Genomic DNA, 16,570 nt, shown 5'->3' with positions numbered 1-16,570 from the left:
CTCCTTAACTCATTAATTTAATTTTGCTTTTGAAAAATCACTGCCCATCAGGCTAACGCTGTATCCGCTGACGTTGCTACGCGTAGCGTAGAACGTTTTACCGTTTGCCAGGGCTATCCAAGGAGCCTGCTGGTAGAAAATCTCTTGTGACTGCTGGTAAAGCGCGGCGCGCTCTTCCGGTTTGCTCACCAGTTTCGCCTTTTCAACCAGCGAATTATACTCTTTATCGCACCAGCGCGCGGCGTTAGATCCGGTTTTTATGCTGTCGCAGCCCAGCAGCACATCGGCGAAGTTATCCGGATCGCCGTTGTCTGACATCCAACCAAACAACGCGGTGTCGTGCTCACCTTTACGCATTCCGGAGAGATATTCACCCCACTCGTACGATACAATTTTCGCCTTCACGCCCACCTTTGCCCAGTCGCTCTGGATCATCTCGGCAATCCGTCGGGAGTTCGGGTTGTATGGGCGCTGGACCGGCATTGACCACAGCGTCGCTTCAAAGCCATTTTCCAGCCCAGCCTGCTTCAGCAGGTCTTTCGCTTTTTGCGGGTCGTAAGCGTAATCCTGCAGATCTTTATTGAACCCCATCATATTCGGTGGAATCGGCGATTTTGCCACCGTACCGGAACCTAAGAAGACGGCGTTAATAATGGCCTTTTTATCGGTCGCGTAGTTTAGCGCCTGACGCACCAGTACGTTATCAAACGGTTTTTTCTCGGTATTAAATGCCAGATACCCGACGTTCAGCGCGTCAACCGAATGCAGCGTCAAATCCTTATTCTTTTTAATCTCGTCAAACTGTACGGGCGCAGGTGCTGGGATTATTTGGCATTCATTGGTTTGCAGTTTTGCCAGCCGCGTCTGGACGTTTGGCGTGATTGAGAAGATCAGGTGTTTCGTTGGAACGGCGCCATCCCAGTAGTTAGGGTTGGCAAGATAGCGGATTTGCGAGTCCTGCTTGTACTGCTGCAGCACGTAAGGCCCGGTGCCAATCGGCCAGTTGTCGACATTTTCCGGCGTACCTTTTTTCAGCATCGCGTCGGCATATTCCGCAGAGAGAATCGAGGCAAAATCCATTCCCCAGTCGGCAAGAAACGCAGCGTTAGGTTCATTCAGGACAAACTGAACGTGATAATCATCGAGCTTCTTCACTTCTTTAATCAGTTTATCCAGACCGACATCGTTAAAGTATTCATAGCTTCCCTGAGAAACCTTGTGATACGGATGATCGGCATCCTTCTGCCGTAATACCGAGAAAATCACGTCGTCAGCGTTGAAGTCGCGGGTCGGTTTAAAGAATTTATTACTGTTGAATTTCACGCCTTGACGCAGGGTAAAGGTGTAAGTCTTTCCGTCCGGAGAAATCGTCCAGTCCGTTGCCAGAGATGGTACCGGGGTATTCTTTACCGGATCAAAGTTGATGAGTCGGTTGTAGAGCACTTGTGAACTGGCCACAAATGAGGGACCGGAACTGGCAATTTGCGGGTTAAATGACTCCGGCGATGCTTCCGAGCAATAGATGATGGTGTCAGTATTGGCCGCGAACGCAACGCCTGACGGTATGACGGTGCTGAGAGCCAGCGCGAGTAACGTTTTCCTTGCAATCATGGTTATAAGCCTTCTTATTTTATTATTAACCGAGATATCAGAGCATAGCTGACAAAAACTGACCAATAACAAATCACTATCAGGTTATTCTAATCAGGTGTATTTCGCTGAATAATTCATCACCCTAAGCGAATTAATTTCCCTTAAGTCTTTTTCAAAACGTCAAGATTTTTCCCGGCACTCTATGCCATGAAAATTAGCCCCTTTTTGCCTCTCTTTCTCCGTTTGCTCGTTTTTATAAAACGTAAAGTAGATACGTGAAGAAGTCTAAGGGGTAACAACGTGGCAAAAACTCTCTTGCGCAGCGGCAATTTGGATGACTATCAGGCCGTGGGCGGCGGTGGTCAGGCCGTGTTTGATTCAGCATTGCAAATTCGTGAAACGCTTCGTCTGCGTAAACAGCAGGCGATGGTGGATTGTTTGGCGATCCCACAAATTAACGACAACGGCGATCGGGTTGACTGGTATTCCCCGATAGAAGGGAAAGCCGTGGCGTGGAAAGCCGCTGATGAAGAAGCACGTTTTCGTGCGCTGCGCTATCTGGGAAGCACGCTGGAAAATGCGGCGGCTCTGAGCCGTAAAAGCCTGCAGTCGGGAAAAACCTCCCTACAGCTGTTTGGCTCTCTGCTCGAAAAAGCCATCCAGTTTCCCGGTGAAAACCACGTGTTTCTGGTTGATGGCAAACCCGTTATTACGTTCTGGGGCTTCGTCAATCTGAATGAAAATCCCCGCGACGATATGCTCGATTGCCTGCGACTTGCCGATATTCCTCCTGTCGTTACCGTAGCAGAGCCGGAACAGGAAGAAGAAATCCCCCCGGAAATCACCTTCGCCGAGGCTGATGCGCCTTTATTGACGCCAGTCGTCGAGCTGGCTAAACCGGCTGAACCCGAACCACAGCCACCGGTTATAGTTAACGAACCGGAGGTTACACCGCCGCTGGCACAAGAGAAACCTGCGCGCCGCCTGCCTCTGTGGAGCCTGCCCGTTGCCGCAGTCATCATTGCCGCCATCGTTGGGCCGCTGCTGTGGAAGCAACAGACCACCCAGCCCGTACCCGCAGCCGCCGCTGTTGAAGTCGCTAAGATTGATATGGCACCGCTGCCAGCACTGGCATCTGCTCTGCCTTTGCATCGTGCTGAAGTGACTCCAGCTGCGAAGAAAGAGAAACCTGTAGAAGGACCGGTGGTGATCGCCGCGATTCCAAAAGATGCGCTGGTGATGGATGCCAATCAGATGAAGGCAGGAACGACGCGTTTCCTCAATGGTAACTGGCGCGTCCTGGTCGATGTTAAAGATCCGGTGAGCGGCAAAGCGCCGTCGCTGCGCTATCAGATCCAGGCTAATAAAGGCACTGCTCGCGTGGTTCATGGTGACAATATTGTTTGTCGTGCCGAGATTTTCTCCGGTTTGCACCAGTCGGGTGAATTAATGATTAAGAGTCGCGGCAATGCCCGTTGTACAGACGGGTCACGTTATCCGATGCCTGAAATTACCTGCAAAGCAGGAACCAACGACGTCGCCGCCTGTACCGCGCGTTATGACGATCACGCGGAAATCCCTCTGACAATCAAAAAGATAGGTGCCTGATTCTATGTTGGTGAATCTGTGTGATTACAAGCAGAGCGTGACGCTCATCGCCAATAGCGGTGTTCAATTCCTGGATTTTGGCCTGACGCCGCAGGAATCTGCGCACCATGGCCGCTTTGTGCGCAAAACGGCAAACGGTCCCCTGCTACGGCTGGATTTCGATCTGGCAACGGGTCGCTATACCTTGCCTGGCAGCACTGGCGGTCAGCCCGAAGTGGTGAAGCCGGAAAGTACCCAGACGCTGCATTATTCGCTGGATGTCCTCGACGGTGTCTGGCTGCCGCTGCCGTTTCTGCGCTTTAACCCACCGCGCACGTTTGTTGAAGGCCCGGATAACTGGGCGCGCGTGCAGGTACGAAAACTGGCGCAACCCGACAGCACGGGCAACACCCACCGCGTTACCGTGGCGCTGGATAGCCAGCTCACTGAAAATGCCCCTGCAGCGTTAACGCCTAATGAAAACGACCTGCTCAACGGGACACGATTCGCTCTGGCCTGGCATGACAGTGAAATTGCTGATTTCCTTGACCAGACCTGGATTGACGGCTGGTTGCGCGAATCTTTTATGCACCATGTCACCCAACATGAGAATCGCTCAGAACAAGAGATCCAGCTGGCGCTGCGTAACTTTGAATACCAGGCGCACTGGCTGAATGTGCTGACTCTGTTAGGCGAGCAGCTTTCTGTCCCGGAAGTGAAACTGGTTACGCATACCCTTAGCACACCCGCTATTCCCGTCGATCTTATTTTAGATATCGGTAATACCCATACCTGTGGCGTCCTGATTGAAGATCACGGGGATGCCAATGACGGGCTGCGTCAGACCGCTGAATTGCAGGTCCGTTCGTTAAGCGAGCCGCAGTTCCTCAACGATCCGCTGTTCACCAGTCGGCTGGAGTTTTCCGAAGCGCGCTTTGGTAAGCAGCATTTTTCCGTTGAGAGCGGACGTGATGACGCCTTTATCTGGCCGTCGATTGTGCGTGTGGGTGATGAAGCCCGTAAGCTGGCAATGCAGCGTATGGGCACCGAGGGCAATAGTGGGATCTCCAGCCCGCGCCGTTATCTGTGGGATGAAACGCCGGTGTTACATGACTGGCGCTTTAGCCAGATGAATGGAAAAACCCAGCGCGAACCGCTGGCTACCGCCTTCCCACTGATGAACCTGATGAACGATGACGGGCAACCGCTGTTCAGCCTGCCGCAGGACGATCGTCTGCCGGTATTCTCACCGCAATACAGCCGCAGTACGCTGATGACGCATATGTTATGCGAAATACTGGCCCAGGCGCTGGGGCAAATTAACAGCGTAGCGACGCGTTTGCGCCTCGGATTCCCGGCATCTCCTCGTCAGTTACGGACGCTGATCCTGACCCTACCGTCGGCGATGCCCAAACAGGAACGCGAGATTTTCCGCCTGCGCATGTTTGAAGCTATTGCCCTGGTCTGGAAAGCAATGGGCTGGCACCCGCAGGATGAAGACTTCACTACCCGTAAACAGCAGGAAAAGAGTGTGGTTCCCGTACCTGAAATTCAGATGGAATGGGATGAAGCCAGCTGCGGGCAACTGGTGTGGCTGTATAACGAGGCTATCTCTCACTACGATGGCCACACCGAATCATTCTTTAACGCCCTTGCCCGCCCGGACCGTTTGCCGGAACCCGGTGAGACTAAAGGCCGTGCGCTGCGCGTGGCATCGATCGACATTGGCGGCGGGACAACGGATATGGCCGTCGTCCATTATCAGCTTGATGACGGCGTTGGCGCGAACGTTAAAATTACCCCGCATTTGCTGTTCCGTGAGGGTTTTAAGGTGGCAGGCGATGACATGCTTCTGGACGTGATTCAGCGTTGCGTGTTGCCTGCGCTGCAAACCCGCTTACAACAAGCTGGCGTGACCGATGCCGCTGCATTGCTGGCCACGCTGTTTGGCGATTCCGGTCGTATCGATACCCAGGCGATTTTGCGTCAACAAACGGCATTGCAGCTCTTTATGCCACTCGGTCATGCGGTACTCAGTGCCTGGGAACAAAGCGATATTAACGATCCGGTCGCTGGTCTGCATGCCACATTCGGAGAACTCCTGAGCCAACGACCAACGCGCAACGTGATGAACTACATCCAGCAGGCTATCGACCATGCGTTGCCAGCAGGTTCACCAGCGTTTGATGTTCTGAGCGTGCCGTTGCAGGTACAGTTCAGGCAGTTACAAGAAGCTCTGTTAGCGGGGCAATTTACCCTGACTTCCCCGCTGCACGCGGTTTGTGAGGCTATTTCACATTATCGCTGCGATATTTTATTAGTGACCGGCAGGCCCGCCTGTTTACCGGGCGTACAGGCGTTGATCCGCCATCTGCAACCTGTTCCGGTTAACCGTATGATCTGGATGGATAACTACCGCGTGCATGAGTGGTATCCGTTCAGCCAACAAGGGCGGATTGGTAATCCCAAATCCACCGCGGCAGTCGGCGCCATGCTGTGCAGCCTGGCGCTGGATTTGCGTTTGCCGCGTTTTAACTTTAAAGCTGCCGATATCGGCGCTTACTCGACCGTACGTTATCTTGGCGTACTGGATAACACGGTCAATACCCTGCGCGATGAGAACATCTGGTATCACGATATTGATCTGGATAAACCCGGTGCGAAGCTGGATGCCCGGTTGCACTTCCCGTTACGTGGCAACGTGACGTTAGGATTCCGGCAACTGGCAAACAGCCGCTGGCCTGCCACGCCGCTGTATACGCTCAGCATAAATTCCGCCGAACTGGCAAAAACCATCGCCGGAGATGGCGTGTTGAATGTACGGCTGCAGCTACGCGGCGGCAGCAAAGAAAGTGGTCCAGAATTCTTCGTCCTGAGCGATGCCTGGTTACAGGATGGCACCCCCGTTGCCGCCAATGCCTTAACGTTAAAACTGAATACGCTGGCAGACCGTCGCCATAGCGGAAGCCATTACTGGATTGATAGCGGGAGCGTGTACCTGAAATGAGTAAGATGTTAAATACCGCGCAGGCCGCCATCGAGTGGGTGGTAGATACCCGTCAACGTGCGGCGCGTCTTGATGATGAAGCGGATGCCCTGCTGGCACAGCTTACGCTAGCCGCAGTGAGTGAATCTGTGCTGGAGACAACCTTTTCATCGCAAGGATGTATAGGGTTATACGGACATTCACAATCGGCAAAAGCACATCTGCTTGCGGCATTGTGCAGCAATGCCACTGGCAAAGTGAATATTGTTACCCCGGATCGCAGCTTTGATTATTTCTCGCATATTAATCCTGGCCATGCGCCAACCAATATGGCGATCCGCTTTACGCGCGATGAAAATCCGCATGATAGCGAATGGCCGTTGCGTCTGCGGTTACTCAGTGAAGCGGAACTGGTACAGCTATTTATCGCCCAGTTCAGCGCGCTCCCGGATAACCGGCAGGTCGAGAAATCGATTATTGAGGCGCGCCTGGAAAAATGGCAAACGCTGCGTCAGCGTCACCCTGTGCCGGGCATTACCGCACATGATGTTGCGGCAATCGGTCGTTTCTGGCGCTCCTGCGTACCGGCAAACCAGCAGCAAATTGACGATGCGCTATGGCACCAGTTTGCCACGTTGCTGCCCGCACTGGATCTGACTACCCGGGCAAACGCCTGGGCACTACTGTGGGGAGAACAACCAGAGCTGACGCAGCAGTGGCTGACGCTGGCGCACACGTTGCAACAAACCGGACACGCGCAAGAATTAGCGGCCCCGCTGAGTCTGCTGGTTGATCATTTTGGTTTACCTGCCGAAAGTTTCCTGACCCAAGTGGCATTGACCGGCAATAATGAGGCGCAAAGCGATGTGGTGGTTCATCCGATTGAAAATCATCAGTTGCTCAATGCAGTCAGCCTTTCTTTGTCGTCACTGGCGCTGCTCACGCGCGAACTGGTCCTGACGGTTGAAGACGCGGTGCTGGAGAATGTCGATCTGCTCGATATTCCCCTCGCCCCGGATACTCATCCGCATCCACTGTGGCAGGCAAAATTAGGCTGGATGCTGGAACATTATCGCCAGCACCTGCAACCGGATGTGCTCTTAATCTGCAACGCTGTCTCTACCCGCGCCCAGACGCCCGCCATCACCCGCAAGCTATTGCGCTGGGTTAACGATACTCAACCCGTCCACGACGCCGCATTGCCAGGCGTGGTCTGGGCCATTACCCCGCAGGATGCGCGTTTTAGTACCCAGCAAAATCTTGATGAATCCGTGCAGCAATTAATGGGCAAACCCGGACTGCACTGGGGCACGCTGCAGGCGCTGGATAAACACAGCTTACAACGCCTCGTCGAATGGTTGACTCAGGCAACCTCACCACAGCAGCGCCTGGCCAGGCTGACCTCCCTGCGTGAACAGCACCAACAGCGCGTACGCGAAACCCTAATCGGCTGGATTAATCCCGTTGAGACCGAATCAGCAAGCAATGAGTCAGTAATCCGCCAGCTACAGGCTCAGGCGGCAAAGCATGGCGAACTGCTGGATGGTTTGCTCCCGCCGATGCGCATTTTTGAGTCGCTGCTGCGTATTCAGCAACCGCGCGAGGAGCAGGTAAGTGGTTTATTTAATGAAGAGATTGACCTGTTTGCCGAGGTGCGTGACACAATGCACTCACTGGAAAGCCAGGAGACCGGATATCAGGCACACAAAATGTGGATTAACCACGTGCGCCAGTGGTGTCGCGATGAAAGTAATGCCCGCCGTTTACGACTCGATCCCCGTACGTTAAGGCAGGTTGCCGACATCCTCGTCACCACCAGCTATCGCCTGGAGATGCCGCAGCGCTTACAGCGCATTATGCAGCGCGAAAACGTCTGTGCCGCGCAGCTATACGCCGATATCGGTGATTTTATTACCTGGCTTGGATTTGCCGACGTTGCTGAGGATCAGCGCCCTGCCAGCAGGATTCAGAAAGGATCGGCTATTTTTAGCGCGCCGAAGCAACAGCCGATGTTACGCCTGACGAAGTTGGATGAACAACCTTCGCACGGCGCAAGCCGCTACGTATACGACTGGCTGGTCGCTTTGTATACCCGTGCGAATGAGAACGTGGGGTATCAGCATCCACAGGATGTCAGCGAAGTCGACAAAAAGCGATTAGATGCCCTGCTTTCCGCCTGAAGCGGCGTTTACGCCGTTATCAGAAGAGAGAGAACATTAACGCGACGGGAAAACTCATCGGCCAGGTCGCACCGACTAATACCGCGCTGAGAAAGCGAATTCGCTTTTTATCGCGGGAAAGAAACCAGGTGATGATTGCCGTGATAACGGCCATCACCGCATAAAAAACCAACATTTTTTGGTACAAAGACATGTAAGGCATCCGGGCCGAAAGGTGAAATCGCGCGCAATATGCTCTTTTTCATGACCTACATCAAGTTTTATTAATTAATTTATGAAAAGCGGCTATAAAACAACCCATTTTCATTATGTTCAGAATTCGTACTATTGCGGATAGTTATAACCCGTACTATACCCATAGGGGTTAAAACGAAAGGTGGCACAAATGAATGTTTCCAGTAAAACGGTGGTGCTGATAAATATATTTGCTGCTGTAGGACTTTTCAGTCTGATTTCCGCAAGGTTCGGCTGGTTTGCTTGATGTGGTTCTTGTTTGATTAATTGCAGCGTCCGTTGGCAGAGAGGGGCTTCTCTCTGCCATTAGTAAACTATTTTCCCATTCTCACACTGCCGGGTAAATTATCCTTAGTATGTAATACCCCTAATCCTTCTGCGGCATTATATTGCCCCAATCACGGCCTGGTGTTGTGTCGGTATACTGATGGAAATTAGGATGGAGCGCCAGATCCTTTGGCTTGACGGGGTTGTTACTGGCATTTGCTTCACTATTGGGCAAACTGCTGAACCGGCGATTATTGACGACAGGTCTGACGCCGGAGCAACTGGGACTGGTTCTGAGCGTTTGTGCGCTACTCGCCTGACTTAGCAGCTTATGCCGCTAATAACCGGACGGTATACCTGAAAGCACAAAGCCCCGACATTCAACCGGGGCCTTGTTGTATCAATTAACCTGACCTCGCGGATATTTCCAACTTACCGCCGTCCGATGGCGACGAGGCCAGTGGCGCGAATAGTATAGACACACGTTTGCCGATATTTAGCTATCCGTGCCCCATTTACCGCTCGCGCTTAAAAGATTACTCATGCTTGATCATGACATGGCGAACAATCGTGTAATCTTCCAGCCCATAAACCGACATATCCTTGCCATACCCAGACTGTTTTTGCCCACCGTGCGGCATCTCGCTAACCAGCGTGAAATGGGTATTGACCCAGGTGCAACCATATTGTAGGCGAGCGCTAAAGCGATGCGCACGCCCAACATCCCGGGTCCAGACGGAAGATGCCAGTCCGTATTTCGAATCATTTGCCCACGCCAGCACCTGGTCTTCATCATCAAATACGGTCACGCTGACCACCGGGCCGAAAACTTCCCGCTGCACGATAGCATCTTCTTGCTTCGCCCCGGCCAGCAGCGTTGGGGCAAAGTAGTAGCCTGCGCCATCCACTTTCTTGCCGCCGGTGATAACTTTGATATGCCCCAGGGCTTTGGCCTCATCGACTGCTTTAGTCACGCGATCAAGATGTGCCTGCGAGCTTACCGGTCCCAGTTCCGTCGATTCGTCGTTCGGCGCACCAATTTTCAGGCTGGCAACCGCGGCGCCGAGTTTCTCAACCAACGCGTCATAGATGCCTTTTTGGGCATAGATTCGACAAGCGGCGGTACAGTCTTGCCCGGCATTGTAATAACCAAAGGTCCGCACGCCGCTCACTACCGCATCCAGATCGGCATCATCAAAAATGATCACCGGGGCTTTGCCGCCCAACTCCATATGTGTGCGCTTAATTGACGGGGCGGTGTGCTGAATAATGTGTTCACCGGTTGCAATGGAGCCAGTCAGCGAAACCATGCGGACTTTTTCATGGCCGGTCAGCGGATCGCCCACCGTTTTACCGCGACCAAACAGGACGTTGATAACGCCAGCCGGGTAAATATCTTTGGCAAATTCGGCCAATTTAAGCGCCGTCAGCGGGGTAATTTCTGATGGTTTAATCACCACACAGTTTCCCGCAGCCAACGCTGGAGCCAGCTTCCACGCCGCCATCATCAGCGGATAGTTCCACGGTGCAATAGAGGCCACCACGCCGAGCGGATCACGGCGAATCATCGACGTATGTCCTTCCAGATACTCTCCGGCCGCCTGTCCTTGCAGAGTTCGAGCCGCCCCGGCAAAGAAGCGAAAAACGTCGACAATAGCTGGAATTTCATCGTTGAGGACACAGTGCAGTGGCTTACCGCAGTTAAGTGATTCCAGCTCAGCGAAGGTTTGCGCGTTATCGGCAATAGCGTCCGCCAGTTTCAGCAGCAGTTCAGAGCGAACTTTCGGCGTGGTTTGCCCCCAGGTGGCAAACGCGGTGTCTGCCGCACGCACCGCGGCATCAACCTGCATGGCTGACGCCTCAGCAATCTCCAGAATGAGTTCACCAGTGGCAGGGTTATAGACTGGCTGCTTTTCACCTTCACCGTTGACCAGCTCGCCATTAATCAGTAATTGATGTTGCATAGCAATTTCCCATATCGTCGTTTATTTACCGTTTCCGGCGAGAGTGTCGCCTTCACGCGTTAGCCACCAGGCCCCTAAAATTGGCAGTGTTGTCACCAGCATTACCAGCAATGCCACAACGTTGGTGACCGGCACATCCCGTGGACGGCCCAATTGATTGAGCAGCCACAGAGGAAGTGTTCTTTCATGTCCGGCGGTGAACGTTGTCACGATGATTTCATCAAACGACAAGGCAAACGCCAGCATCCCGCCCGCCAGTAGTGCCGATGCCAGATTGGGCAGCACGACGTAACGAAAGGTTTGCCAGCCGTTGGCGCCAAGATCCATAGACGCTTCAACCAGACTCCATGAGGTACGGCGAAAACGCGCCACAACGTTGTTAAACACCACCACCACGCAAAACGTCGCATGGCCCACTACGATCGTGAGAAAACCCGGTTCCAGGTTGATGGTTTTAAACGCCGTCAACAGCGCAAGGCCGGTAATAATGCCCGGCAGCGCGATCGGCAACAGTAGCAACAGCGATATTGCACTTTTGCCAAAAAAGTCCCTTCGCCACAGCGCGGCCGCGGCCAGCGTCCCCAGAACAAGGGCAATAGCGGTCGACAACGCAGCGATCTTAAGTGACAACGTCACAGACTCCAGGATATCGCTACGCTGCGCCGCAACGCTAAACCACTTCAGCGTTAATCCCTGCGGTGGAAAACTAAAAGCAGTCTCCTCAGTATTAAAAGCATAGGTGGCAATGATGAGGATGGGAAAGTGCAGGAAAATAACCCCACCCCATGCAGCCAGTTTGAGTAACCAGGGCGCGCGTTCAGAGTGCATCGAAAGCTCCCAGACGCTTCACGAACGCCAGATACAGTGCGATTAACACAATCGGCACCAGAGTAAATGCCGCCGCCATCGGCATATTGCCGATCGCCCCTTGTTGCGAATACACCATGTTGCCGATGAAATAGCCTGGTGGTCCCACCAGCTGTGGCACGATAAAGTCGCCCAACGTCAGAGAGAAGGTAAAGATAGATCCCGCAGCGATACCGGGTATTGCCAGCGGAAGGACCACATAGCGGAAGGTTTGACGCGGACGCGCGCCCAAATCAGCGGAGGCCTGTAACAGTGACGGCGGAAGTCTCTCCAGCGCGGCCTGTACCGGCAGGATCATAAACGGCAGCCAGATGTAGACGAACACCAGAAAGCGCCCTAAGCCTGAAGTCGACAACGTATTGCCGCCTACCGCAGGCAGCGTCAGGAACGAAAGCAGTAGCGGCTCCAGCCCAAGATGGGTTAAAAACCACTGCGCCACACCGTCTTTAGCTAACAGCAGCGTCCACGCATAGGCTTTAACGATGTAACTGGCCCACATTGGCAACATTACGGCAATGTAAAAAAAGGCTTTCATTTTGCCGCTGGTATAGCGCGCCATATACCACGCCATCGGAAACGCCAGAATCGCGCTGGCAATGGTGACCGCCACCGCCATCGTCAGGGTACGCAAAATGATGTCGTAGTTAGCAGGATTAAACAGCGCCTGCAAATTCGCCAGCGTCAGGTCCGGCGTGATCGACATAGTGAAATCGTCGAAGGTATAAAAACCTTGCCACAACAGCGTCAGTAATGAGCCGAAGTAGACAATGCCAAACCACATCAGTGGTCCAAGGAGCAGCAAAAACAGCCCCATCCCCGGATTACGCCAGAAGTAACCTGAGATCCGGTTCAGGCTTGTCGACTGTGGAGGCGAATGTAAGACGTTCATAGCCATTCACCTCTCCTCAACCAGCGGTACCATCACGTCGCGGGACCACGATGCCATCACCTGCTGACCCGGCGACAACGTTGACGGTAGCATTTCTCCCGTCAGGTTCGCCTGGCTAACCAGCAGTTTTTCCCCTCCGGCGAGTTTCAGCTCAAACCGCGTCGCCGCCCCCTGATACTGCACCGCCTGAATAACACCCCGGGCCTGGACTTCTCCTCCGGCATCATTCAAGCGAATGTGTTCGGGACGTAGGGAGAACATCCCCTGTAGCCCACAAACGTTCGCCGACATCGTCGCATCAAAGACATTTGACGTTCCGACGAAACTTGCCACAAACGGCGTCCGCGGACGCATGTACAGTTCACGCGGAGAATCCACCTGTTCGATGCGACCGTTATTAAACACCGCCACCCGATCGGACATCGACAGGGCTTCACCCTGATCGTGGGTGACAAAGATGAAGGTGATGCCAAGGGATTGCTGTAATTTTTTCAGCTCCAGCTGCATCTGCTCACGCAGTTTGAGATCCAATGCCCCGAGCGGTTCATCCAACAGCAGGACGCGCGGTTCATTGACCAGCGCCCGGGCAATAGCCACACGCTGACGTTGCCCACCGGAAAGCTGCGACGGTTTACGTTCATAAACAAAACCGAGTGCGACCTTATCCAGTGCTTCACGTGCTTTCGCGTGGCGTTGTTTTTTATCAATACCTTTAACCATCAGCCCATAGGCTACGTTGTCGAGGATCGACATGTGCGGGAATAATGCGTAATCCTGAAATACCGTATTGACGTCCCGTTCCCAGGGCGGCAATTCGCTGGCCTGTTTACCAAAAATAGTGATTGCACCGCCCGACAGTTGCTCAAACCCGGCAATCAGGCGCAGACAGGTGGTCTTGCCGGAGCCGGATGGCCCCAGCATAGAGAAAAACTCACCGTCGTTAATCGCAATACTCACCCCATCCACTGCACGAACATCCCCATACAAACGCGAGACGTTATGAAACTCCACTGCGTACGTCATAAAACCCCCAGCGGAATTAACGACCACCCATAATGGCGATGTAATCCTGCGTCCAGCGACTGTAAGGAACGAATTTTCCACCTTCGGCAATCGGCGTTTTCCAGAAGGCAATTTTGTCGAAATAGCTATAGCCGTTGGTTTCACAGCCTTTTTCACCCAGTAACGGGCTGGCTTTACAACCTTCAGGCACCACTGGCAGAGAACCAAACCAGGCCGCTACGTCGCCCTGTACTTTCGGGGTTAATGACCAGTTCATCCATTTGTAAGCGCAAACCGGGTGTTTCGCTTCACTGTGCAGCATGGTGGTATCAGCCCATCCGGTAACCCCCTCTTTTGGGAAGACCGTGGCAATTGGCTGACCTTCGCCTTTCAAGGCGTTAGCCTGATAAGGCCAGGCGCTTGACGCCACTACGCCTTCGTTTTTGAAATCGCTCATTTGCACGGTGGTATCGTGCCAATAGCGATGGATCAACGCGTGCTGATCGCTCAGGACTTTGATCACCGCCTGATACTGTTTTTCAGTGAGCTGATAGGGGTCGGTAATACCCAACTGCGGCTGGGTGGCTTTAACGAATAATGCGGCGTCGGCAATATAGATCGGGCCATCGTAAGCCTGAACGCGACCTTTATTGCTTTTCCCATCAGGCAGATTTTGTTCAACGAATACCACGTTCCAGCTGTCCGGCGGCGTTGGGAAGGTTTTGGTGTTATACATCAGCAGGTTTGGTCCCCACTGGTATGGCGTACCGTAAACTTTACCGCCAACGTTAAACCACTCCCCTTTTACCACTCGCGGATCAAGGGTTTTCCAGTTATGGATAAGCGCAGTATTAATCGGCTGAACGCGTTTTCCCATTATCAGGCGCAGTGAGGCATCACCAGAAGCGGTTACCAGGTCGTAACCGCCTTTAGCCATCAGGCTGACCATCTCATCAGAGGTGGCCGCCGTTTTTACATTGACCGCACAGCCGGTATCTTTCTCAAACTGCGAGACCCAGTCATATTGTTTATCGGTTTGCCCACGTTCGATATAACCCGGCCAGGCAATAATATCCAGGCGGCCTTCCGGTTTATCTAATGATGTGGGGGGGTCGGCTGCCTGCGCAGTCATCAGCGTCATGCTGAAGGCACACAGGCTACTGAGGGCAAGTTGCTTGCTCATAACGTCTTACTCCTGTCGAAAAAATATTGAGCGGCAGCCTTGCCGTAAATATATGTCCTTTTCTAAAAATAGTCGGGGTGTGGTAAGCGTTCCTGCTGGTGCAAGGAAATTTAATCAGGTTGTGAGCTAACGCTCATTACGCTACAGACTCTGACCAAGGGGGTAATCTTCTGGAGTATAGACAAGGAGTTAGACGCAGAGGTGGCAATAGTATTAACTATTGATATTTTGTATGGCCGCACCCGATATAAATAATACCGTGGTTCAGCATTCACTATTTCGAAAATAAGAATGCGCTATTCATTTATATTGAATAGCGCGTTATGGTTTATTTCATCATTTCACGAATTAATTTGCCAAGCTGTTTTACGGCCTGCTCTTCGCGCTCTCCCCAGTGCCATGCAGTATTAAAACGAAAAAAACGTGTCCAGCTTCCCGAGGTCGAGAACATTTTCCCCGGCGCAATGCTGATATGGTGTGCCAGCGCATGGGTACTGAGCACACCAGCATCAAGCGGTTCCGGCAGCTCCAGCCACAGAAAATAACCACTGTCGTTGTGGTGAATTTTGACTTCCGCCGGAAGATGACGCAGCAGCGTTTGCCAGGCCTGTTGTTTACGTTCAGCCAGTTGCCGACGCAAGCGTCGCAAATGCGCGTCATAGCGCCGGGTTGAAAGATAATCAACAAGTGCAAGCTGCATGGGCGAACTGGTAGATAAGGTGCTCATTAGCTGGAGTCGCTGAATACGCCGGGCATGTTTCCCTGCTGCCACCCAGCCAATACGAAATCCTGGCACCAGACACTTCGAGAAAGACGAACAATGCAGAACGCTGTCGGCACGATCCCAGGCTTTGGCTGGTAGCGGTTTTTCGCGGCCAAAGTACAGCTCGCTGTAAACATCATCTTCAATCAGCATTACGTGGTATTTTTCCAGCAAGGCAACCAGACGCGCCTTTTTCTCTGCGCTGAGCGTAAAACCCAGCGGATTTTGGCTGTTGGTCATTAGCCAGCAGGCTTTTACCGGATATTCCTGCAACGCCTGCTCCAACGCGGCAAGATCGATCCCCTCGTTAACGTCGGTGGCTACCGACAGCGCCTTCAGACGTAATCGCTCCAGGGCCTGCAACGCTCCGTAAAAACAGGGGTTTTCGACAATCACCCAGTCACCCGGTTCAGTGACTGCTTGCAGGCTCAGGTTGAGGGCTTCCAGCGCGCCGGTGGTGATGACGATTTCGTCCGGTGAAATGGTCATCCCCTGTTGAGCATAGCGACGGGCAATGGCATGACGCAGCTCAGCATTCCCCGGGGGCAGGTTTTCAATCACACTCATGGCGGTGGCGGTTTTACTCACCTGCGCCAACGAGCGGTTCAACTGTTGAAGTGGAAACAGACGCGGGTCGGGGAATGCGGAGGCAAAGGGCATCACTGACGCATCCCGGCTGGCCTGTAACATATCAAAAATATAGGTATTGATATCCACCGCTTCGTCGCGCGTGACCTGCACCTGCGGCGCTGCCAGTTCACGTTCGGGGCGCGCGGCGACATAATAACCAGACTGCGGCCGGGCGATAATCCGCCCCTGGCTTTCCAGCAACTGGTATGCGTGTCCGACGGTCATAAAACTCATTCCGCTGCTGACCACTTGCTCACGCAAGGAAGGCAAGCGATCGCCTGGCTGCCATACGCCAGACGCAATTTGATCGCGAATTTGCTCTGCCAGTCGCTGGTACTTTTTCATTTTTGATCCTGATTACCGGTGTCGGTGACAATCACTGTGTATATCAGTTTACATAATCAGGGTGTTTTTTATAACTGTTA

Annotated in this window: 13 protein-coding genes; 5 read left to right on the top strand and 8 right to left on the bottom strand. The window is 53.1% G+C overall.

Features of this window, described 5'->3' with window-relative positions:
• Positions 1 to 12: 12 nt before the first annotated feature.
• Positions 13 to 1,611 (bottom strand): ABC transporter substrate-binding protein, encoded by a 1,599-nt coding sequence (locus tag SK33_RS11985; RefSeq protein ID WP_048217763.1) that lies wholly within the window; start codon positions 1,609 to 1,611, stop codon positions 13 to 15.
• A gap of 282 nt (positions 1,612 to 1,893) precedes the next feature.
• Here SK33_RS11985 and SK33_RS11980 point away from each other — a divergent pair, with 282 nt between their 5' ends.
• The 3 genes from SK33_RS11980 to SK33_RS11970 are packed head-to-tail and all read left to right on the top strand — an operon-like array spanning position 1,894 to position 8,346.
• Positions 1,894 to 3,201, top strand: a complete 1,308-nt coding sequence (locus tag SK33_RS11980; protein ID WP_048217765.1) for an SrfA family protein — start codon at positions 1,894 to 1,896, stop codon at positions 3,199 to 3,201.
• A gap of 4 nt (positions 3,202 to 3,205) precedes the next feature.
• Positions 3,206 to 6,187: a virulence factor SrfB gene (locus tag SK33_RS11975; RefSeq protein WP_016150275.1), complete on the top strand. Its 2,982-nt coding sequence runs from the start codon at positions 3,206 to 3,208 to the stop codon at positions 6,185 to 6,187.
• A complete protein-coding gene (locus SK33_RS11970) occupies positions 6,184 to 8,346 on the top strand; it encodes a virulence factor SrfC family protein (protein WP_048217767.1) in 2,163 nt (720 codons plus the stop codon). The genes SK33_RS11975 and SK33_RS11970 overlap by 4 nt, the downstream gene beginning before the upstream one ends.
• 19 nt (positions 8,347 to 8,365) lie before the next feature.
• On the opposite strand, the gene SK33_RS11965 is transcribed toward SK33_RS11970, so the two are convergent.
• Entirely contained in the window at positions 8,366 to 8,539 is a 174-nt protein-coding gene (locus tag SK33_RS11965; protein ID WP_003020198.1) for a GhoT/OrtT family toxin, read from the bottom strand.
• A gap of 192 nt (positions 8,540 to 8,731) precedes the next feature.
• On the opposite strand from SK33_RS11965, the gene yncL reads away from it, so the two are divergent.
• Positions 8,732 to 8,827: a stress response membrane protein YncL gene (gene yncL, locus SK33_RS11960; RefSeq protein ID WP_071524268.1), complete on the top strand. Its 96-nt coding sequence runs from the start codon at positions 8,732 to 8,734 to the stop codon at positions 8,825 to 8,827.
• 214 nt (positions 8,828 to 9,041) lie between these two features.
• Complete coding sequence (locus SK33_RS26670) at positions 9,042 to 9,167, top strand: hypothetical protein (RefSeq protein WP_264859763.1); 126 nt, start codon at positions 9,042 to 9,044, stop codon at positions 9,165 to 9,167.
• 216 nt (positions 9,168 to 9,383) lie between these two features.
• On the opposite strand, the gene patD is transcribed toward SK33_RS26670, so the two are convergent.
• The 6 genes from patD to SK33_RS11925 form a co-directional block, all read right to left on the bottom strand.
• A complete protein-coding gene (gene patD, locus SK33_RS11950) occupies positions 9,384 to 10,811 on the bottom strand; it encodes an aminobutyraldehyde dehydrogenase (protein WP_003020201.1) in 1,428 nt (475 codons plus the stop codon).
• A gap of 21 nt (positions 10,812 to 10,832) precedes the next feature.
• On the bottom strand, positions 10,833 to 11,639 hold the full coding sequence (locus SK33_RS11945) for an ABC transporter permease (RefSeq protein WP_048217770.1): 807 nt from the start codon (positions 11,637 to 11,639) through the stop codon (positions 10,833 to 10,835).
• On the bottom strand, positions 11,629 to 12,573 hold the full coding sequence (locus tag SK33_RS11940; RefSeq protein ID WP_048217772.1) for an ABC transporter permease: 945 nt from the start codon (positions 12,571 to 12,573) through the stop codon (positions 11,629 to 11,631). The genes SK33_RS11945 and SK33_RS11940 overlap by 11 nt, the downstream gene beginning before the upstream one ends.
• Positions 12,574 to 13,590, bottom strand: a complete 1,017-nt coding sequence (locus SK33_RS11935; protein WP_003020210.1) for an ABC transporter ATP-binding protein — start codon at positions 13,588 to 13,590, stop codon at positions 12,574 to 12,576. It lies immediately after the preceding gene.
• Between the two features lie 16 nt (positions 13,591 to 13,606).
• Positions 13,607 to 14,752 carry a putative ABC transporter substrate-binding protein YdcS gene (ydcS, locus tag SK33_RS11930; RefSeq protein ID WP_048217773.1) on the bottom strand — a complete coding sequence of 382 codons (1,146 nt, stop codon included), beginning with the start codon at positions 14,750 to 14,752 and terminating at the stop codon, positions 13,607 to 13,609.
• A gap of 328 nt (positions 14,753 to 15,080) precedes the next feature.
• Positions 15,081 to 16,490, bottom strand: a complete 1,410-nt coding sequence (locus tag SK33_RS11925) for an aminotransferase-like domain-containing protein (RefSeq protein WP_016150280.1) — start codon at positions 16,488 to 16,490, stop codon at positions 15,081 to 15,083.
• Positions 16,491 to 16,570 lie beyond the last annotated feature (80 nt).

The organism is Citrobacter sp. MGH103, from assembly GCF_001034475.2.
In the GTDB taxonomy this organism is placed as follows: domain Bacteria; phylum Pseudomonadota; class Gammaproteobacteria; order Enterobacterales; family Enterobacteriaceae; genus Citrobacter; species Citrobacter freundii.
Note: the sequence above shows the minus strand (reverse complement) of the source record. Positions and strands in the feature narration are given on the sequence as shown.